This window comes from Brachybacterium fresconis (assembly GCF_017876515.1).
Classification (GTDB): Bacteria; Actinomycetota; Actinomycetes; order Actinomycetales; family Dermabacteraceae; genus Brachybacterium; species Brachybacterium fresconis.
Window position 1 is genome coordinate 2035686 of the sequence record NZ_JAGIOC010000001.1, and the last position, 20348, is coordinate 2056033.

Genomic DNA, 20348 nt, shown 5'->3' on the forward strand with positions numbered 1-20348 from the left:
CAGTTCTCGACCGCCCCGGACCCCGGCTCCCCGGCACGCCCCCGGCACCCGAGACCCGCACCCGAGACCCACCTCTGCACAATTGTTGCCACCACCGCGAGAAGCACCGCGAACGCAGCACTCGACCGGGTGGGCCCTGGCGAACCGTGACCGGCCTGTGACGTACTACTCCCCGGTAGCGGACTAGTGTCGACGGCAGGTTCCCTCAATGGCGAGGGAACCACTCAGCTCCCCGGCTCCCCCGGGGCGCGGTGTCGGAGCCCGGCACCGTCTCGCGCACCTTCCCCGCGTGCGGTTCTCGACGTGCCTGTGACCCCCGGCCTGCTGACCCGGAAGATTTCCCGCCGCTGCGCACCGTAGCCCGCTGCCCCGGATGCTCAGCCGCTGCCGCACCCGCTCGTACGCTGCCGCGCCTGCTCGTTCGCTGCCGCACCCGCTCGTACGCTGCCGCGCCTGCTCGTTCGCTGCCGCACCCGCTCGTTCGCTGCCGCGCTCAGCTGCTCGCTCATCGAGTCCACCGCGCCGGGACGAGCGGATCAGCGGCGCCTCCCGCGCACCAGATGGCCGCCCGCCGCGAGGTGCTGCTCGAGCGCGGAGCGCGTCTCCCGATGGACGCGCGCCGCTCGTGCGCGCCCGAGGGTCCCGCCCAGCGCACGGCCGTCGGCGGCGTCCCCGCCGTAGAGGACGGAGGTCGTCTCCGTGTCGTCGTCGGTGCCCGTGCCGTCGTCAGTGACCGTGTCGTCGTCGGTGACCGTGCCGTCGTCGGTGCCAGCATCACCGTCGGGACCCGCGCCACCACGCAGCATGCTCCCCCGCCCCGGGCGCAGCGCGATGCGGGCGGTGACGTGGAAGCGCCGGCCGGCGAGGGCGCCGAGCAGGAGGGTCCGTCGGCGGCTGCCCCACTCGTAGTCGACGCGGCCCGGGCCGCGATCGCGCACCCGCCAGCCCCGGTCGACGAAGAACTCCTCGACCAGCTCGCGCGCCCAGACGGTGTCCCCGCGCACGAGCAGCTCCGCACCGGCGGGCGGCTGGGCGGTACCGGCGCGGTCCTGGCCGTTCATCGACCCGGTGCCGCTGCGGTGACGGCGGTCCGGCCGGGGCCGAGCCGTCGCAGCTCGGCGTTGCCCAGGTGCGAAACGTCCCGGTGGTCGTGGGGATCCACGCCCGCCCCGACGGCCAGCGTGATCTGCAGGACGTCCCCGTGGGCGACCAGCACCACCGGAGCGCCGACGACCAGCGTGTCGGCCTCCCGCAGCACCTCCGCAATGCGCGTGGCCACGTCCTGGACCGCTTCGACCCCGTCCTCGTGGGTGCCGCGCTCCCGGTCAACGGCCCACACCTGCTCGTAGGCGCTCGCGGGTCCTTCGTCGTGGTTCCCGAAGCAGCGTTCCCGCAGCCGCGGATCCAGGCGCGGCTCCCGGGCCCCGAGAACGCTCGCGAACTCCTCGGCGGTCTGGCGAGCGCGGGCGAAGTCGCTGGAGAGGACGAGCGCGTCCGCTCCCAGGCCCTGCTCGAGCGCTCCGCGTCCCGCCTGTCGGGCCTGCTCGCGGCCACGCGGCGTGAGCCCCACCTCGGCCAGGGCGCGGGGCCCCGGCACCGAGACGATCAGCCCCTCGACGTTCGCCGTGGACTCGCCGTGCCGCAGCACCCAGATATCGCCCATCATCGCTCCCTCGTGCTGGAACGGAACCGGGAGCGCACCGCCGCGCGGCACGCTCCCGGGTCCTCGCCTCGGCCCGCCCTTCACCGGACGGTGTCCGTTCCCGGGTTCCTCAGGGGGTGGTGACCTTGCCGGGGTTCAGGTTGCGACCCGGGTCGTTGTCCGCGAGCAGGCCCTTGACCATGCGCACGCCGACCTCGCCGACGTCCTCGGTGATCCACGGCTGATGCTCGATGCCCACCGCGTGGTGGTGGGAGACCGTCGACCCCAGGTCCACGAAGGCCTGCTGCACCGCGTTCTTGGCCGCGTAGTACTGCCCCAGCGCCTGTTCGTCGGACGAGTAGGGGAAGGCGAAGGTGAAGTAGAGGCACGCGCCGGAGTGGTAGCTGTGCGACATGTGGCAGAACATGAAGCCCGGCAGCCCCTGCTCCCGCTGGACCGCGTAGAACGCGTCGTAGACCGTCGAATGGACCTCGTTGAGGTTCGACCAGGTCGCCCCGGTGTCGCAGACGTCGCCGAAGACCTGGTAGTTCAGCAGGAAGTCGCGCAGGTAGGGGGTGTCGAACTTCTTCTGGTCGTAGATCGCGCCGGGGCCCGCGCCCAGGGTGATGCCGCCGTTGCCCTTCACGATCTTCTTCACCAGCGACTTCTGCTGCTCGACCGACTCCTTGGAGCCCTCGAAGCACACGTACGAGATCGACATCTCGTTCGTGGTGTCCCAGCCCTTCGAGCGCAGATAGGAGAACAGCCCCTCCTGCACCTTCGCGGCCACCTTGGACTTGGTAGAGGTGGGCTCCTTGACCATCGACAGGCTGAACTCGGTCTCCGGACCGTCGGAGAGCCGGGTGAAGGTCGGGGTGACGTCGGTGGAGCGGGCGATGGCGTGCATGCCGCGGATGCCGTGCTCCCAGTCCGGGTACATGTAGGCGATGACCTGACGGACCGGGGAGATCCGGTGGACCTGCACGGTGACCTCGGTGATCACGCCGAGCCGTCCCTCGCTGCCCAGGATCATCTCGTGCACGGACGGGCCGGAGTCGCGGCCCGGGATCGCCTTGGTGACCGCCGTGCCGTCGGGGTGGACCATGCGCAGGCCGCGCGCGATGTCCTCGATGTCGCCGTACTTGTCCGACTGCATGCCCGAGGAACGGGTCGCGGCCCAGCCGCCGAGGGTGGAGTAGGTGAAGGAGTCCGGGAAATGGCCGACGGTCCAGCCCAGCTCGTTCAGCTGCTCCTCGAGGTCCGGTCCGTACATCCCGGCCTCGACCCGAGCCAGGCCCGCGGTGTCGTCGATCTCGAGGACATCGCGCATGCGGCCGAGGTTCATCGTCAGCACGGGGCGCTGCTCGTGGACGTCGGGCGTGACGGAGCCGGAGATGCAGGAGCCGCCGCCGTAGGGGATCAGCACCAGGTCCTGCTCCAGCACGATCCGCAGGACCGCCGCGACCTCGTCCTCGGAGCTCGGATAGACCACTGCGTCGACGAGCCGGGCGAAGTCGCCGGCGCGCACGCGGAACAGGTCCGGCAGGGAGCGGCCGAAGGAGTGCACGACGCGGTACTCGTCGTCGTCGGCCAGATTCTCCTCGCCGACGACGCCGACGAGCTGGGAGCGGATCGCGTCCGGAAGACGACCGGCCGGCACCTCGAAGTCCGACAGATCCGGTTCGACGGGCTGCTTCGAGTCCAGGTCGACACCGACCTTGTCCCGCGCCAGCACGGGGAAGGCGGGCTTGTTGTCGTAGCGGAAGGTGACGTCGTCCAGACCCCACCCCCACCACTTGTGTCGCTTGACCTCGCGGGCGCTGAGCCGATCGCTCATGCAGGTCCCTCCTCGCCCTGGACGCCGACGCCCAGGACCTCGTCGTGATGGTCGTCGTACAGGTTCTTCACGCGCTCGCGGATGCGCTGCGAGAACGCGACCGCGGATTCGTGCTCGTGGGAGATCATCGGTTCGCCGAAGACGACGGCGACCGGCGGGCGCCCCTTCTTCGGCCAGTTGCGGCCCTTCGGCATCGCCTCGTAGCCGCCGATGATGGCGGCCGGGACCACGGGCACGCCGACGCCGATGGCGAGCGCGGCCGCCCCCGGCTTGAAGTCGGCCATGGACCCCGTGGTCTGGCGGCCGCCCTCGGGGAACACCAGGATCGGGACCCCGGAGCGCAGCAGGCGCCGGGAGGTGCCCGAATGCTTGCGCGAACCGCCGCGGTCGATGGGGAAGGCGTTGAGCATCGTGCGCACGAAGATCCGTCGATGCCAGTGGTCGAACCAGTAGTCGGCGGCGGTCCCGGTGCACAGGAACCGACCCTGGGCCCAGGGCAGGCTCATCGCCAGCAGGGGGCCGTCCACGTGACTGGTGTGGTTGGCGACCAGCACGAACGGTCCGCGGATGCTCTTGACCCGACGATGCGTCTGCACCTGCGGGGTGACGGCGGAGTTCACCACGGCCCGGAAGACCACGCGCTGGAGGATGAAGCGCACGCCGGCCCGCCAGGCAGAGCGGTACTTCGCCAGCTCCCCCTGGGGCTTCTCCCAGCCCTCACCGCGGGACCGGGCGGAGAGCGAGTCGATCAGGCGCCTGCCGCGGCTGGGCTCCTTCGCCTCGGCGGGGGGCTTCGCTCCATCGGCAGGTGCCGTCGTCGCGTCGGCGGGGGACTTCGCCCCGTCGGCGGGGTCCTTCTTCGCGCCGGCGGAAGGCTTCGTTCCGTCGGCAGGATCCTGCTCGGGCTCCTGGGGGCTCATCCGGTCACTTCTCCCTGCTGCGGCGGTGGCTGAGCACAGCGCTGAGGGAGGCCACCACCCCGCGCGGCGTGGTGCGCAGCACCGCGGCGATCAGCTTCCAGCGCTTGGAGGGGATGGAGACCGGCTTGCCCCGGGCCACGTCCCGCAGGCAGTCGGCGACCAGGCGGTCGGCGTCCAGCCACAGCACCCCGGGGATCGAGGAGCCCTTGATGCCGGCGCGATTGTGGAACTCGGTGCGCACCCATCCCGGCATCAAGGCCGTGACCTGCACGCCGCTGCCGTCGAGCTGCACCCCGAGGGACTCGGAGTAGTTGCCCACCCAGGCCTTGATGGCCGAGTAGTTGTTCTGGGTGACCAGAGCGCTGACGGAGCCGACGTTGATGATCCAGCCCCGGCCGCGCCGCCCCATGCCGCGCCCGGCGGCGCCGCCCAGCTTCAGCACGGCGCGGATCATCACCTCGAAGCCGCGATCGTGCGCGGTGAGATCCTCCTCGAGCAGGCTCGCCCGCACCGAGAAGCCGGCGTTGTTCACCAGCACGTCGACCGGGTCGGCATCGGTCTCGAGGCGATCGGCCACCCGCTGCTGCGCCCCGCGTTCCGAGAGGTCCGCCACGAGGGTCTCGACCTCGACGCCGTAGGCCTCGCGCAGCTGCGCGGCGATCTCGTCCAGCCGGTCCGCGTCACGCGCGACCAGCACCAGTGCAGCTCCGCGGGCGGCGAAAGCTCGCGCGAAACCGGCCCCGATGCCCGCGGTGCCGCCGGTGATGAGGGCCCTATGCATGGCGGCTACGATACACTAGCGCCGCCCTGGCCAGCGCAGGAATGCCCCCTGGTGAGGCGGCCGTGCGGCGTCGATCGCGACCGGGGCCGAGACCTCCCCGGCTCCTGCCGCCGCCTCCATCGCCTGCCGCCGCCTCCACCGCCTGCCGTACCCGTCCACAGAGGGATCCCATGTCGCACAGCTCCACGTCCGCCGACCCGTCCGCCGCCACCGGCGGCCCCCGAGACGGGGACCGACGGATCCTGCTGACCGGCGTCACCGGATTCCTGGGGCAGGCCGTCCTGCGCTCCCTGCTGGAGACCACCGAGGGCACCCACGTCACCGCCGTGGTGCGCCCCAAGGGCTCGCTCACCGGACGCAAGCGCCTCGAGCAGCTGCTGCGCAAGCCGATCTTCTCCTCGTGGGCCGACGCGATCAGCGCCGACGGGGGCGACGGCAAGGCCGTCGTGCAGGCCGCGTTCGACGCCCGGGTCGACGTCCTCGAGGGCGATCTGACCGACATGCCCGCGATCGAGGCGCCGCTGGACGTGGTCATCCACTCGGCCTCCTCCGTCTCCTTCGACCCGCCGATCGACGACGCCTTCCGCACCAACGTCGGCGGGGCCCGGAACCTGTACGAGGCGCTGCTGGCCTCCGGGCAGGACCCGCACGTCATCCACGTGTCCACCGCCTACGTCGGCGGCATCGCCAAGGGCCTGCGGCAGGAGGGGTCGCTGCGGACCGACGTCGACTGGCGCGCCGAGTACCAGGCCGCGCTCGAGGCCCGTGCCCGCGTCGAGGCCGAGTCCCGTCGGCCGGAGACCCTGCGCTCCCAGATCCGCGGCGCGAAGCTGCGCGACGGACGCATGGGCCCCAAGGCCGTCGCCTCCGCCTCCGAGGAGGCCCGTCGCGACTGGGTGACCGAGCGCCTGGTCGACTTCGGCCGCACCCGCGCCCAGTCCGTCGGCTGGACCGACATCTACACGTTCACCAAGGCCATGGCCGAGCAGGTCGCCGAGGAGATGTGGGCCGGGGCCGGCCATCGCGTCTCCTTCGTGCGCCCCTCGATCATCGAATCCGCGGTGGAGCACCCGTACCCGGGCTGGATCGACGGCTACAAGGTCGCCGACCCGCTGATCATGGCCTACGGCCGCGGTGCCCTGCCCGAGTTCCCGGGCCTGGCGGATTCGATCCTCGACGTCATCCCCGTGGACTACGTGGTCAACGTGATCGTGGCCCTCGCCACCCAGGACGTCTCCCGCCGCGGCGACGACGCCTACTACCAGGTCGTCTCCGGCGCCTCGAACCCGCTGCCCTTCCACGAGATGTTCACCGCGGTGCGGGAGTACTTCGTCGAGCACCCGCTCGAGGACGACAAGGGCCGCCCGATCGAGGTCCCCGAGTGGACCTTCCCCGCCGTCGAGATGGTCGAGCAGCGCTTCCGCGCCAAGGAGCTCGCCGCGAAGGCAGGTTCCGCCGCGGTCGCCTTCCTGCCCGCCACGAAGCGGACGCGGCAGTGGACCTCCAGCCTCCACAAGGCGACCTCGGGGCTGACCACCCTGCGGATGTACATCGAGCTGTACCGCCAGTACACGAAGACCGAGATGGTCTTCGACGACGCCAACACCCGGGCGCTGCGCGAAGAGTTGTCGGCCGACTTCCTGGAGGACCACGACTTCGACGTCACCGGGATCAGCTGGCGCAACTACTTCACGCAGCAGCATCTGCCGGCCGTCACCGATCTGACCAAGGCCTACTCTCGGGCGAAGTCCGCCCAGCGCAAGCGCGCCTCGCGCCCCGCCCCGGCCCTGAAGCAGAACGAGAACGCGCTGGCGGTCTTCGACCTCGACGGCACCGTGCTGGCCACCAACATCGTCCAGCAGTACTTCTCCGTGGTCCGCGCGACCCGGCCGCGCCGGGCATGGCCCGCCGAGATCGGTGGCCTGCTTGCGGCCGTCCCCGGGTACCTGAGGGCCGAGCAGCGCGACCGCTCCGAGCTGATCCGCATGGTCAACCGTCGCTACAAGGGCTACCGCGGCGACGATCTGCGCTCCTTGATGCAGGGCGAGGCCGGGCGCCGGATCCGGGCCTCGATCCGTCCCGAGGCGCTCGAGGTCATCGAGCGCCATCGCGCCGCCGGCCACCGCACCGTGCTCGTCTCCGGCGCGCTCGACGTGCTGATCGAGCCGCTGGCGGACCTGTTCGACGACGTCGTCGCCACCCACATGGACGAGGACGAGACCGGCGTGATGACCGGCTACCTGGCCACTCCCCCGCTGGTCGACGAGGCCCGCGCCAACTGGCTGGCCAAGTACGCCGACGAGCACGGCGCGGACCTGGCGGCCTCCTACGGCTACGGTGACTCGCACGCCGACGCCGCCTGGCTGGACCTGGTCGGCACGCCCACCGCGATCGCCCCGGACCTGGGACTGTACGCGGTGGCGAAGAAGAAGCGCTGGCAGATCCTGGAGTGGTGAGGGGCTGCGGCTGAGCTGGGATCAGCTGACCAGGGCTGGCGCCCGGCCTGTGCTGGCTGGCGACCTGCCTGTGCTGGCTGGCGCCCTTCCTGTGCTGGCTGGCGACCTGCCTGTGCTGGCTGGCGCCCTGCCTGTGCTGGCCCACTGGGGTTGCCGCCTCCGGTCTGCGAGGGTCCGGGCCTGCTAGCTTTCGTCGCCTGGCGTGACCTGAAGGCCCTATAGGCCGTGAGGTCACGCTGAGCGACGAAAGTTCGCAGCACTCCACGGACAGAGCCACACCGACAGGCCCGTTGCCAGAGCTCCGCTGCCCACGCTGGAGATCATCTGCCCACGGCCGAAGGCGAGGGCTCTGCTGCTCGGGCTCCGTGGCCCCTCGGAGCGTCCTCCACATACCCAATGTCTCCACCATCACGCCGAGCGGGGAGAGATCGCCCCCGAGGCATCGGAACCTGGATCCATGCACCACGCGAGCGGATTGGTCCTCCCTGCATTCGCCGTCCCCTGGCCCCGCCCCGACTCTCCGCCGCGCGGCACCCTTCACCTCACCCCGGACGACGTGGGGGTCGCGAGCAGGGCCGCGTACCTGGCCGCGGGCGGGACGGACTCGGAGCTGCGGGCGGCGGTCCGGCAGGGAGCCCTTCGACGCATCGCCCCCGGCTGGTACGCCGAGGCCTCAGCTCAGCCGAAGGTCTCCCGTCCGATCCGCGAGGGATACCGGCTGACCTGCATCAGTGCCACTCGGATGCATGGAGTGTGGACACCGTACGGCGACAGCTCACCGGATCACGACGAAGACGATCCGCACCGGCTCCATGTCTACTGCGACCGCAGCGCCAAGGCGGCACCTCGCGGGATGTCCGCCCGCCATGCGCGCACCGGTCGGTGGCAGGAACCCGACCCCATTGCCTCGCTCCCCCTGGCTCTCCACCATGCAATGCGGTGCCAGAGCGGGGAGACAGCAGCCATCCTGCTCGAGTCCGCGATCGAGAGGCGGCTGCTGACACCGAACGAGGTGCAGCTGATGATGGACGATGCTTCCGCAGCGGTGAGCTCCCGGATCGGGAGCCTCTCGACCGCCAGCGACTCGGGGTCGGAAACGCGCGTCGTCCGCTGGCTGCGACGTCGCGGCTTCCACGTGGACCAGCAGCCCTTCGTCGACGGGGTCGGATACCTCGACGTCTATGCCGGCGGGCTCTTCCTCGAGATCGACGGGCGCGCACCGCATGACACCCCGGATGCCTTCACCCGGGACCGACGGCGCGACCTGATGACTTCCTCCCATGGGCTTCAAGTGCTCCGAATCAGCTACGACCAGGTCTGGTCCAGCTGGGAGGACACGCAGAAGATGATCCTGTCCGCCATCACGGCCGTCGGGCCCTTCGGCCGGAAGAAGGTCGCCGAGCTTCTGGCACGGTGACTCTGGAGAAGGCCGACTGGGGACCGGCAACGGCACTGTGACCGCGGATCGCGCAGCGGCAGGAGGCATCATCATCACCCAGGGCCCGCTAACTTTCGTCGCCTGCCGTGACCTCAATGCGGTATGAGCCGTGAGGTCATGCTGAGCGACGAAAGTTCGCAGGGCGCGCCGGGTACTGGTGGCGGGCCGCCAGTGGGCCGCTGGGCCGCCGGCCGCCCGGCATGCCTCCTCACAGCACCGAGGCGAGGAAGCCCTTCAGGCGCTCCGACCGCGGGTGCTCGATGACCTGCTCGGCGGTGCCCTGCTCGATGATCATGCCGTCGTCCATGAACACCACCTGGTCGGCGACCTCGCGGGCGAACCCCATCTCGTGGGTCACGACGATCATGGTCATCCCGCCCTCGGCGAGCTCCTTGAGCACCGCGAGCACCTCGGCGACCAGCTCCGGGTCCAGGGCGCTGGTGGGCTCGTCGAAGAGCATCAGCTCGGGATCCATCGCCAGTGCGCGGGCGATCGCCACCCGCTGCTGCTGGCCGCCGGAGAGCTCCGAGGGGTAGTGGTCGGCACGGTCGGCCAGGCCCACCCGCTCGAGCAGGGCGAGCGCCGCGTCGCGAGATTCGCTCTTGCTGCGGCCCAGCACCTGGATCGGGGCCTCCATCACGTTGGCCAGCGCCGTCATGTGGGGGAAGAGGTGGAAGCGCTGGAACACCATGCCGATGCGCGAGCGCTGATGAGCGATCTGGGCGGTGGTCAGCTTCTGCCAGCGCCCGTCGGGCAGCGGCTGCTCGGCGTAGCCCTGGGTGACGCCGGCGATGCGCACCCGCCCGGCCGTCGGCTCCTCGAGCTGGTTGATGCAGCGCAGCAGCGTGGACTTCCCGGAGCCGGAGGGGCCCACGAGCACCGTCACCTCACCGGCGGTGACCTCGAGGTCGCAGCCCTTGAGCACGTGCAGGTCGCCGAAGGCCTTGTGGACGGACTCGAGCTGGATCAGCGGGGTCGCGTCGGCCGCTGGATCAGTGGAGCCGACCGCTGGATCAGTGGAGCCGGACGCGGGGGTGGTGGAGCCGCGCGCGGCGGCGCCGTCGGACGCGGGGGTGGCGGCGTGGGTCATCAGAGCTCCACCTCCGGGAGCGAATCCTTGGGGGTCGTGCCGGCGCGGTTCACGGCGGACTGGCGGGAGCGCTTGGTGGGTCGGGCGCCGCCGGGACGGTCGTCGAAGCCGCGGCCGAAGTATCTCTCGAGGTAGTACTGACCGATCATCAGCACGCTGGTGATGGCGAGGTACCAGATCGCCGCCACGATGAGCAGCGGGATCGGGGCGTAGAGCTTGTTGGCGATCGCGTTGGTGGCGAAGGTCAGGTCGAGGGTGAACGGCACGGCGAGCACCAGCGAGGTCGTCTTCAGCATGCCGATGGTCTCGTTGCCCAGCGGCGGGACGATCACGCGCATGGCCTGCGGGATGATGATGCGCCGCAGGATGGTTCCGTTGCCCATGCCCAGGGCCTTCGACGCCTCGGTCTGCCCCTTGTCCACGGAGTTCAACCCGGAGCGGAAGATCTCGGCGAGGTAGGCGCCCTCGTTCAGTCCCAGCCCCACCACGGCCGCCCAGAAGGCCGGGAAGTAGTCGCGGGTGGAGAAGGAGAACCACTCGGGTCCGAAGGGGACCCCGAGGGCGATCTTGGGGACGATCACGGTGAACAGGCCCCAGAACACCAGCTGGGTGTACACCGGGGTGCCGCGGAAGACGAAGATGTACGCCCAGGAGACCCCGCGCAGCACGGGATTCTCGCTGCGGCGCATGATCGCCGCGGTCAGCGCCACGACCGTGCCGAGCACCATCGCGAGCACGGTGATCAGCAGCGTCCAGCCGACGCCCTGGACCACCTTGACGTCCAGGATGTAGGTCGCCACGGTCGCCCAGTCGAAGACGGGGTTGGTGATCAGGAAGTTGATCAGTCCCAGCACCAGCAGCGCGACGATGACGGCGCTGATCCAGGTGCCGGGGCGGGGGCTGGCCTTGGCCCGGATCCGATCGGGGATCGGGTCGGAGCCGGGGCGATGGCCGGCGGGGGCGGAGGTCTGTGTGCTCACTGCGGGTCCACTTCCGAGGTCTCGATCATGCCGTTCTCGTTGCCCCAGGCCGCGAGGATCTCGCGCAGGGCGCCGGAGTCGATGAGGTGCTGCACCGCCGCGCGGATCGCCTCGGCCAGCTCCGGCTGGTCCCTGGCCACGACGATGCCGTTCAGCGCGGCGTCCTCGATGTCCCCGACCTGCTCGAGGGTCTCGCGCGAGCGGGCCACGGCGTAGGCGATGACGGGCGAGTCGCCGATCAGGACGTCGGCCTTGCCTCCGGCGACGGCGGTCGCGGCGTCGGCGTTGCCGACGTAGGGCTGGTCGATGATGCCCTGGCCGCCGTCGGCCCGGCAGGCCTCATCACGCTCGACGACGACCTCGTCCATGTAGGTGCCGACCTGGTGGGCGACGCGGGTGCCGCAGAGGTCCGGCGGGGTGATGCCGTAGGGATTGCCGGTCTTGACGGCGTAGGACATCCCGGCGGCGAAGTAGGAGACCATCGAGACCTGCTCGAGGCGCTCGGGGTTGATGGTGAAGCTGGAGATGCCGACGTCGTACTTCGAGCCGATCGCCGGGATGATCTGGGCGAACACCGCGGACTCCGTGCGGGTGCCCAGGCCCAGCACACGTCCGATGGCGGCGAGGATGTCGATGTCGTAGCCGACCGCCCCGCCGTCCGAGCCGACGAACTCCCCGGGCGCGTAGTTCAGCGCCGCGCCGTTGACCAGCTCGCCGCGCTCGCGGATCTCGGCCGGGACGAGGGCTGCCAGCTCGGCGACCTCCTCGATACCGCTGACGTCGACCTCGGGGATCGCGTTCGCCTCGGCGTCCAGGCGCTCGGAGGCATGGGTGCAGGCGCCGAGCGCGGGCGCGAGCGCCGCACCGCCGAGGGCCAGCGGAAGCGCGCGCAGCAGGGTGCGCCGGCGGGGGCGGATCGAAGACACCCGTGAATACTATTCACAGCACTGCATGGAAACCAATCGTTGTCGCACGGTTCACGTGCGGCCTCTGCCCGGCGGCGTGCGACGCATCGCGGCACGGCCCGGACCGGACCGTCGGACTCCCGCCTCACGCCCCGCCGGCGATCCCGCCGGTCGTGGTGGCGACCTCGGCCTCGTCCGCGTGCCCGGCCAGCTCCTCCTCCAGCTCGATGTCCACGGCCGCCCCCTCGAACTGCGAGCGGTACAGCCGGGCGTAGGCCCCGTCGGCGGCCAGCAGCTGCTCGTGGGTGCCCTGCTCGACGATGTCCCCGGCCTCCATCACCAGGATCAGATCGGCGTCGCGGATCGTCGAGAGGCGGTGGGCGATGACGAAGGAGGTCCGCCCCGCGCGCAACCGGTTCATCGCGTTCTGGACCAGCACCTCGGTACGGGTGTCCACGCTGGAGGTGGCCTCGTCGAGGATCAGCAGGTTCGGCCGGGCCAGGAAGGCTCGGGCGATGGTCATCAGCTGCTTCTCGCCCGCGGAGAGGGCGGACTCGTCGTCGTCGACCACCGTGTCGTACCCCTCGGGCAGCTGCCGAGCGAAGTCGTCCACGTGGGTGGCGCGGGCCGCCTCGAGCACCTCCTCGTCGGACGCGTCCAAGCGGCCGTAGCGGATGTTCTCCCGCAGGGTGCCCTTGAACAGCCAGGTGTCCTGGAGGACCATCCCAGTGCGCTCGCGCAGCTGGGCACGGGTGAGGTCGCGGATGTCGATCCCGTCGATCGTGATCCGGCCGCCGTCGACCTCGTAGAAGCGCATGACGAGGTTGACCAGCGTGGTCTTGCCGGCCCCCGTCGGCCCGACGATCGCGACCGTGTGCCCGGGGTCCGCGACCAGGGACAGGTCCCGGATCAGCTCGCGCTCGGGGGTGTAGGAGAAGCGCACGTGCTCGAACTCGACGCGGCCCTCGCGGATCCCGGCGGCGGCGGTGTCGACCGTGGTCTCCGGCTCCTGCTCCTCGGCGTCCAGCAGCTCGAAGACGCGCTCGGCGCTGGCCACGCCGGATTGCAGCATGGTGGCCATCGAGGCGATCTGGGACAGCGGCTGGGTGAACTGGCGGGAGTACTGGATGAAGGCCTGCACGTCACCGAGCGTGAGCTGGCCGGAGACGATCCGCAGACCACCCACGATCGCCACCGCCACGTAGGACAGGTTCCCCACGAACATCATCAGCGGCATGATCAGCGAGGAGACGAACTGGGCGCCGAAGCTGGCCTTGTACAGGTTCTCGTTGCGCTCCTCGAAGCGCTCGGTGATCTGCTCGCGGCGACCGAAGACGGTCACCAGGGCGTGGCCGGTGTAGGCCTCCTCGACCTCGGAGTTGACGACGCCGGTGGCGTCCCACTGCTGGGCGAACAGCTTCTGCGCCTTCGAGCCCACGATGCCGGTGATCACCACCGCCACCGGGATCACGGCGAGCGCGATCAGCGACAGCTGCCAGGAGATCATCAGCATCATGACCAGCACGCCGAGCACCGTGAGGATCGCGTTCACCAACCCGGTGACCGTGTTCATCAGGGTGTTCTGGAGGTTGTCGATGTCGTTGGTGACCCGCGAGAGGATCTCGCCGCGCTTCATCCGGTCGAAGTACGCCAGCGGCAGCCGGTGCAGCTTCTCCTCGACCTCGCGGCGCAGGCGGTACACGATGCGGTAGATGACGCGGTTCAGCGCGACGCCCTGCAGCCACATCAGCAGCGCGGAGCCGATGAAGAGGCCGACGGCCAGGGCCAGGGTCTGGTGCAGCGCGGTGAAGTCGATGCCCTCGCCGGGGGTCAGGGTCATCCCCGAGAGCATCTCGGCGAACTGCTCCTGGCCGCGCGAACGGATCTGGGCGATCACCTCGTCCGGATCGGCGCCGGCGGGCAGGTTCTTGGAGATCACGCCGGTGAAGATGATGTCCGTGGCGTGACCCAGGATCCTCGGGCCGACGACGCTGAGCGCCACCGAGACCGTGCCGATGAGGACCGAGAGGACCATGAACTTGGCCTCCGGTCCGATCTCCCGGACCAGGCGCTTCGTCGAGGGCCAGAAGTTCTTGGCGCTCTGCCCGGGCCGCAGGCCGCGCTCGGCGTCCTTCTCGCTGGCGATCTCGGCGGCCGTCGAGGCCTCGTCGCCCGCCAGCTCGTGCTTCTTCGCGTCGGGAGCGTCGGGAGAAGTCATCAGGCCACCTCCTCCTCGACGCCCTGGGAGCGGACGATCTCCTGGTAGGTCTCCGAGCTCTTCAGCAGCTGCTCGTGCGTGCCCTGGTCGACGATCCGGCCGTTGTCGAGCACCAGGATCAGGTCAGCGTTCGTGATGGTGGTGACGCGCTGGGCGACGATCAGCATCAGCGCATCGCGGGTCTCGGGGGCCAGGGCCGCGCGCAGCTTCGCGTCGGTGGTGAGGTCCAGCGCGCTGAAGGAGTCGTCGAACAGGTACAGCGACGGCTTCGCCGCCAGCGCCCGGGCGATGCACAGCCGCTGCCGCTGACCACCGGAGACGTTCGTGCCGCCCTGAGCGATCGGGGACTCGAGCTCGGTCGGCATCGCGGCCACGAAGTCACGGCCCTGGGCGACGGTCAGCGCATGCCACAGCTGCTGCTCGTCGGCCGACGGATCGCCGAAACGAAGGTTCGAGGCGATGGTGCCGGAGAACAGGTAGGGCCGCTGCGGGACCAGACCCACCTGCTCCCAGAGCACGCGCGCATCGAGGTCGCGCACGTCGTGGCCGTTCAGCAGCACCCGGCCCTCGCTCGCGTCCATGAGCCGCGGCACCAGGTTGATCAGCGTGGTCTTGCCGGCCCCCGTGCCGCCGATGATCGCGACCGTCTGGCCGGCGCGGGCGGAGAAGGAGATGTTCTCCAGCACCGGACGCTCGGCGCCGGGATAGGTGAAGGAGACGTCTTCGAAGGTCAGCTCGACCGGGCCCTCGATGTCGCGGAAGCCGTCGGTGCGCTGATGGACGCTGGTCTCGGTCTCCAGCACCTTGGAGATGCGCTCGGCCGAGACCATCGCGCGGGGGATCATCATCGTCATGAAGGTCGCCATCATGACGGCGATGAGGATCTGCATCAGATAGGCGATGAACGCCGTGATCGAGCCGACCTCCATCTGCCCGGAGTCGATGCGCGGCGCGGCCACCAGCAGCACCAGCACGCTGGAGACGTTCAGGACGACCATGATGATCGGCTGGATGAGGATCATCAGCAGGCCGATGCGACGGTTCAGGTCGGTGAGCTGGTCGTTGACCACGCCGTAGCGCTCGCGCTCGCGATCCTCCCGCACGAAGGCGCGCAGCACGCGGATGCCGGTGATCTGCTCGCGCAGCACCCCGTTGATGTCGTCGATCTTCCCCTGCATCTGCTTGAACAGCGGCGCCGCGCGGAAGATCAGGGTGCCGACGGCGGCCAGCATGATCGGCACCATCACCGCGATCAGCCAGGCCATGCCCGGCTCCACCCGCAGCGCCATCACGACACCGCCGATCCCGGTCACCGGGGCCTGCACCAGCATGTTCAGCGAGAAGAAGACCAGCATCTGCACCTGCTGGACGTCATTGGTGGAGCGGGTGATCAGCGAGGGGGTGCCGAACTCGCTGAGCTCCCGGGGGGAGAACGTCCCGACCCGGGAGAAGACGCTGCTGCGCAGGTCCTTGCCCACCCGCATCGCCGAACGGGCGGCGAAGAAGTTCGCCACCACCAGCGCGATGATGTTGCCGAAGGAGATCAGCAGCATCACCAGGCCGAGGTCCCAGATCACCGAGATGTCGGCCTCGGCGACGCCGTCATTGATGATGTCCGCGTTCAGGGTGGGAAGATACAGCGCCGCCAGCACGCCGATGATCTGGAACACCACCACCAGGGCGATCCAGAGTCGGTACGGCTTCAGGGCGCTCAGCGCGAGTCGCAGCAGGGTCACGGATCTCCTTCGTCGTCGGCACGGGACAGGACCGGACAGAGCCGGACTGCGCGCCGGAAGAAGTCTAGGCCTCGGCCCGGACGATCAGCATCAGACTTCGGTCGGTCCACTGATCGGGGGATGCGGGTGCCGGGTGCGGTGGGCGCTCGAGGCGGGGGCCGGCGTGTGCTGGGTGCGTCGGTGCGGAGGTGCGGGGGCGTGCGGGGGGCGGGAGCCCAGGGGCGCGGGGGTGGCGCCGTGCCAGGAGTCCTCATCGGCACGGAATGTCGCCGGAGCCCAGGGGCGCAGAGGCACGGGGGCGCGGGGTGGCGCGTTGCGCCGCGTGCGTGTCGAGCGTGACGCCGCCGACGTCCGCTCGCCGGGGGTGGAGGTGCGTCGTCTACGGTGGGCCGCGTGAATCGACCTGTCCAACGCATCATCATCGCCGTGCTCGCGCTCGTGCTGGTGGTCCCGATCGGCGTGATCGGGCTCGGATCCGTGCTCGGACCCGGCGATGACGAGCAGCAGAAGGCGGCGGAGAGCTCGGCCGACCCGGCGAACCCGGACAACCGGCCGACGGTCGATCCCGCCGATCAGCCGCCGCGCCCTGACCTGCCCCGTCCCGACGAGCCCGCCGGGCTGACGGAGCAGACCCCAGAAGGCGCCGAGGCGACGCTGACCTATCTGTTGGAGGCCTACAGCTACATGATGAGCAGTGGGGACACCTCCGTGTGGGAAGACTCCGTGGACCCCGAGTGCCAGGTGTGCTCCACATTCCTCGACAATGCCCAGCTGTTGTCCGATCAGGGCGGCTACCTGGTCGACGGCGACTTCGAGGTGCACTCGACCAGCTTCGAGGGCACCGGGGAGCCGCCCGCCACCGGAGAGGTCGTCGCGAACTTCACGCAGGAGGCCAGCATCCTGGTCGACGATCCGAACTTCCAGGCCAGCCAGCTCCAGCCGGTCTCCGGGCAGCTGATCGCGCAGATCGCCTGGGACGGCGGCCGCTGGCGCGTGACCGACATGAGCATCGCCCCCGAGGGCGGCGGTGCCCCCTCGGACGGGGGCGGTGCTGGTGGCACCGGCGGCGGCGCTGGCGCGTCGAACTCCGGTGGCGGCGCGTCGAACTCCGGTGGCGGCGCGTCGAACTCCGGTGGCGCCTCCGACGGCGGCGGCGCGGCAGGCTGACGTCGCCCAGCCACCCTGGAACGCCGTCGATGCGCGCGGCGCGATGGCTGATCCGCTCGACGCGGGACCAAGCCCGACCCGTCTCCATCCCTCCGTGTCATTCACCGGGCTCCCGCCGCCCACCGTTGCGTTCACGGCGCTCTCCGTCGCTCATAGCGCCAACTGTGCATCGGTGGAACGAAAGAGCTGGCGCATGGCCTGACGCCCGGACCCTGCTGGATCGGCGATCGGGATTGCCGCGCTTTCGCCTCGGGCTCAACGAAACGGTCCTCTGATCTGGTCATTGTGGACAACTCTCAGCGGGTCCATGGACCGAGCCAAGCTGTCCTCATGATTCGTCGCCCCGCCGACCTTCCCTCGGCCCTTCCGTGGCCGGTCTTCACCCGCGCTGAAGCACTGCGCGCCGGCCTCTCACCGGATCGTATGCGTCGGTCGGATCTCGTTCGAGTGCGCCGAGGGATGTACGCGCTGCATGGAGTGGCGTTCAGGGAGGCGGACGTCGCCGCGGCGCTGTGCCGGAACGATCCGGACATTGTGATCGTGGGGCTCTCCGCCGCACGTCTCCTCTCCATCCCGATGCCTTTCGACCTCGAGAGGTGGAGCCGCCACACGCCTGTCCACGTCGCCACCCGTGGCGCACGAGGACGCTCCGACCCCACGGTGACCTGGCACGATCTCACCGTGACACCGGCAGAAATTCAATGCTCGACCTACCGGCTGCCCGGGGGTGGACACACATCACGGTTGTTGATGACCGCCCGGGCGCGCACCTGGCGCGATCTGGCCCGCCACCTGTCGTTGCCTGACCTGATCGCGGCCGGTGATCATCTTGTCCGCATCCCTCGCCCTGATTTCGAAGGCAGGAAGCGCCCCTGGTGCACCCCGGACACGCTGCGCTCCATGGCAACCGGCAGATATGCCCGGAAGCTCCGAGCGGCGGCCGCCGATGTCCGTATCGGTGCGGACTCTCCCAAGGAGACGATGCTGCGGCTCGCGTTCATCGCTGCCGGGCTGCCGGAGCCGCAGATCAATGTCCCCCTCATCGGTGCGGACGGGGTCGAGCGACACTCTCCCGATCTCCAGTGGCAGGACTTCGGCGTCTGCGTCGAGTACGAGGGCGAACGACACAACAACGAGGAGCAGATCCAACGAGACATCCGCCGTGCCCGAGCTGTGAAAGCGGCGGGATGCGTCGAGATCCGCCTCTACAAGAACGATCTCACCGATGAATGCGCGGAGGCAGTACGGATGGCCCGCGCAGAGCTCATCGAGCGGGGCTGGCAACCGAGGACCTGAACCGGCGTCGGGGCTGCTGCGCTACGAGGCAGTGCTCACCGTTGCGTACATGGCGTTCCAATACCCCACCGTTGCGTACATGGCGTTCCAATACCCCACCGTTGCGTACGTGGCGCTTTCAGGTGCTCAGAACGCCGTGTGCGCAACGGTGGACGATACTCGTTCGGGATCACGGGGAATCTTCCGGACTGGCCGGGCCCAGGAGCATGACGGGCTCCTTCTCATCGATAGCGCAGTCGGATCGCGGGCAAGGGAACGCCGGTTGCGGGGCTGGACGTGCCGGTCATGAAGGGACGTCCGGCGCGAAGGCCCCTCCCATGGTCACCCGGTAGAGGAACCGGTCGGTGCGGTACGGGACGCCGAGGAGGCTCCCGGGGGCGTGGCCGAGATGCTCGTGCAGGTACCAGTCGAGATTTGCGAGCACCTTCGCGCGGCGATCTTCGGAAGCGGTGATGACGTAGCTGCGGGTGCGGGCGAGGTCGATGACGTCCTGCGTGGGCATCGGGTCCTCCCACCGGTGCACGGCCCGGCCGGTGAGCTCCAGCTCGGCTCCGACGGTGGGCAGGAAGTCCTCGCGGTGGATGTCGCCGGCGTGCATGATCCGGGAGAGCCGGTGCACCCAGGGGATGGTCACATCGAGCATGTTCCACACCAGCGCCAGCACGCCGCCCGGCGCCAGCAAGCGCGTGACCTCGGCCGACGCCGCTTGCGCGTCGAACCAGTGCCAGGCCTGGGCGACGGTGATCAGCTCTGCGGAGTCGGCGGGGAGGCCGGTCGACTCGGCGGGTGCGAGGTGAGTGGTGAGAGTCGGGGCCTCTGCGGTCGAGGGTGTGTGGGTCGGGGCCGCGTGGGTCGGCGCGCCGACGACCGGGGCCGCGTGGGTCGGGGCCTCTGCGGTCGAGGGTGTGTGGGTCGGGGCCGCGTGGGTCGGCGCGCCGGCGACCGTGGCCGCGTGGGTCGGGGGGCCGGTGGCCGGAGCCCCGTCGGTCGAGGCAGAGTGCTCGCCGTCCGGTGCCGACGGGACGCGGCGCAGGGCGGTCTCGAGCATGGCGGCGCTGGTGTCCACCGCCGTGACGTCGAGGCCGCGGCCTGCGAGCGCCCAGGACAGCTTCCCGGTGCCGGCCCCGAGATCGATCGCGCGCGCCGCACCCCCGTCAGGTCCCGATGGCACCTGCTCGAGGATCGCGTCGATCACGTCATCGGGGTAGCCGGGACGCAGGCGGTCGTAGTCCTGGCCCTGCTCTTGGAAGGCATCGGCGAGCGCACCCTTGCGTGCGGCGCTGGCGAAGCGGGGTTCCGCGCGCGAGGAGATCGGGGGCACGGGAGGATGCAGGGGGTCATGGGAGGTCGACGGCTCGGGCACGGAAGAATCGTAGGCCCCGACCACCGGCATCAGCACGTCGCCCCCGGCCGTCAGTAGGTGGGCACCGGCACCTCAGTGGCGAGCAGCATCGCGAGCGTCGCGAGCAGGATCGCCGCACCGGGCAGGAGCAGCACCAGGGCGCGAGCACCGCGTCGGCGCATGAGTCCCCACCCGCCGAGCACGAGCCCGGCGAGAGCCAGGAGGAACGCGAAGCCGGAGACGGCGGTGAACGCCAAGGTGGGCGTGTTCCAGTCGTAGTGCTCCGTGGCCTCCGTGGCCCCCTCCGGCGGCGGCAGATAATAGGTGACGCGCGCGGTCAGAAGGATGAGCGCGGTGAGCAGGGCCGACCATGCGGCGCCCACCACGCCGAGCAGCACAGCCGCGACAGCGATCGACGTGCGTGCGCCGCCGTGCCCGGTCCGCGCGTCCCCGGCTCCGGCTCCCGCCCCGGCCCCGGCTCCGGCTCCCACCCCGGCTCCGGCTCCCGCTCCGGCTCCCGTCCCCGGCGCGTCCATGGGG

The 20348-nt window shown here is 70.3% G+C and carries 16 protein-coding genes; 4 read left to right on the forward strand and 12 right to left on the reverse strand.

What is annotated here, in order from left to right; all coding sequences use genetic code 11:
• Positions 1–536 precede the first annotated feature (536 nt).
• The 5 genes from JOF44_RS09310 to JOF44_RS09330 form a co-directional block, all read right to left on the reverse strand.
• Complete coding sequence (locus JOF44_RS09310; protein WP_209890122.1) at positions 537–1061, reverse strand: hypothetical protein; 525 nt, start codon at positions 1059–1061, stop codon at positions 537–539.
• Complete coding sequence (locus JOF44_RS09315; RefSeq protein WP_245348905.1) at positions 1058–1666, reverse strand: histidine phosphatase family protein; 609 nt, start codon at positions 1664–1666, stop codon at positions 1058–1060. The genes JOF44_RS09310 and JOF44_RS09315 overlap by 4 nt, the downstream gene beginning before the upstream one ends.
• Positions 1667–1772: 106 nt before the next feature.
• Positions 1773–3479, reverse strand: coding sequence for an FAD-binding oxidoreductase (locus tag JOF44_RS09320; protein ID WP_209890125.1), 1707 nt, complete (start codon positions 3477–3479; stop codon positions 1773–1775).
• Entirely contained in the window at positions 3476–4399 is a 924-nt protein-coding gene (locus tag JOF44_RS09325) for a lysophospholipid acyltransferase family protein (protein ID WP_209890128.1), read from the reverse strand. Before JOF44_RS09325 ends, JOF44_RS09320 begins: the two co-directional genes overlap by 4 nt.
• A gap of 4 nt (positions 4400–4403) precedes the next feature.
• A complete protein-coding gene (locus JOF44_RS09330; RefSeq protein WP_209890131.1) occupies positions 4404–5180 on the reverse strand; it encodes an SDR family NAD(P)-dependent oxidoreductase in 777 nt (258 codons plus the stop codon).
• A gap of 170 nt (positions 5181–5350) precedes the next feature.
• Between JOF44_RS09330 and JOF44_RS09335 the strand changes: the two genes are divergently transcribed.
• Together JOF44_RS09335 and JOF44_RS20695 are read left to right on the forward strand one after the other, a co-directional pair.
• Positions 5351–7636: an HAD-IB family hydrolase gene (locus JOF44_RS09335; RefSeq protein WP_209890134.1), complete on the forward strand. Its 2286-nt coding sequence runs from the start codon at positions 5351–5353 to the stop codon at positions 7634–7636.
• 1021 nt (positions 7637–8657) lie between these two features.
• Positions 8658–9053 carry an endonuclease domain-containing protein gene (locus tag JOF44_RS20695; RefSeq protein ID WP_245348906.1) on the forward strand — a complete coding sequence of 132 codons (396 nt, stop codon included), beginning with the start codon at positions 8658–8660 and terminating at the stop codon, positions 9051–9053.
• Between the two features lie 229 nt (positions 9054–9282).
• Here JOF44_RS20695 and JOF44_RS09345 read toward each other — a convergent pair whose 3' ends face one another.
• From JOF44_RS09345 to JOF44_RS09365, 5 genes are all read right to left on the reverse strand, one after another.
• Entirely contained in the window at positions 9283–10164 is an 882-nt protein-coding gene (locus tag JOF44_RS09345) for an amino acid ABC transporter ATP-binding protein (RefSeq protein ID WP_281067087.1), read from the reverse strand.
• Positions 10164–11144 (reverse strand): amino acid ABC transporter permease, encoded by a 981-nt coding sequence (locus JOF44_RS09350; protein WP_209890140.1) that lies wholly within the window; start codon positions 11142–11144, stop codon positions 10164–10166. The genes JOF44_RS09345 and JOF44_RS09350 overlap by 1 nt, the downstream gene beginning before the upstream one ends.
• On the reverse strand, positions 11141–12070 hold the full coding sequence (locus tag JOF44_RS09355; protein WP_209890143.1) for an ABC transporter substrate-binding protein: 930 nt from the start codon (positions 12068–12070) through the stop codon (positions 11141–11143). The genes JOF44_RS09350 and JOF44_RS09355 overlap by 4 nt, the downstream gene beginning before the upstream one ends.
• 124 nt (positions 12071–12194) lie before the next feature.
• Positions 12195–14267, reverse strand: a complete 2073-nt coding sequence (locus JOF44_RS09360; RefSeq protein WP_209890146.1) for an ABC transporter ATP-binding protein — start codon at positions 14265–14267, stop codon at positions 12195–12197.
• Positions 14267–16003, reverse strand: a complete 1737-nt coding sequence (locus tag JOF44_RS09365; protein ID WP_209890149.1) for an ABC transporter ATP-binding protein — start codon at positions 16001–16003, stop codon at positions 14267–14269. Before JOF44_RS09365 ends, JOF44_RS09360 begins: the two co-directional genes overlap by 1 nt.
• 393 nt (positions 16004–16396) lie before the next feature.
• On the opposite strand from JOF44_RS09365, the gene JOF44_RS09370 reads away from it, so the two are divergent.
• On the forward strand, positions 16397–17170 hold the full coding sequence (locus JOF44_RS09370) for a DUF6318 family protein (RefSeq protein WP_342591738.1): 774 nt from the start codon (positions 16397–16399) through the stop codon (positions 17168–17170).
• Positions 17171–17830: 660 nt separating this feature from the next.
• Entirely contained in the window at positions 17831–18466 is a 636-nt protein-coding gene (locus tag JOF44_RS09375; RefSeq protein WP_245348907.1) for a hypothetical protein, read from the forward strand.
• Between the two features lie 283 nt (positions 18467–18749).
• Here the strand turns inward: JOF44_RS09375 and JOF44_RS09380 are convergent, their stop codons facing one another.
• Positions 18750–19829, reverse strand: a complete 1080-nt coding sequence (locus JOF44_RS09380; RefSeq protein WP_342591739.1) for a class I SAM-dependent methyltransferase — start codon at positions 19827–19829, stop codon at positions 18750–18752.
• 50 nt (positions 19830–19879) lie between these two features.
• Positions 19880–20344, reverse strand: coding sequence for a hypothetical protein (locus JOF44_RS09385; protein WP_209890155.1), 465 nt, complete (start codon positions 20342–20344; stop codon positions 19880–19882).
• Between the last annotated feature and the right edge of the window lie 4 nt (positions 20345–20348).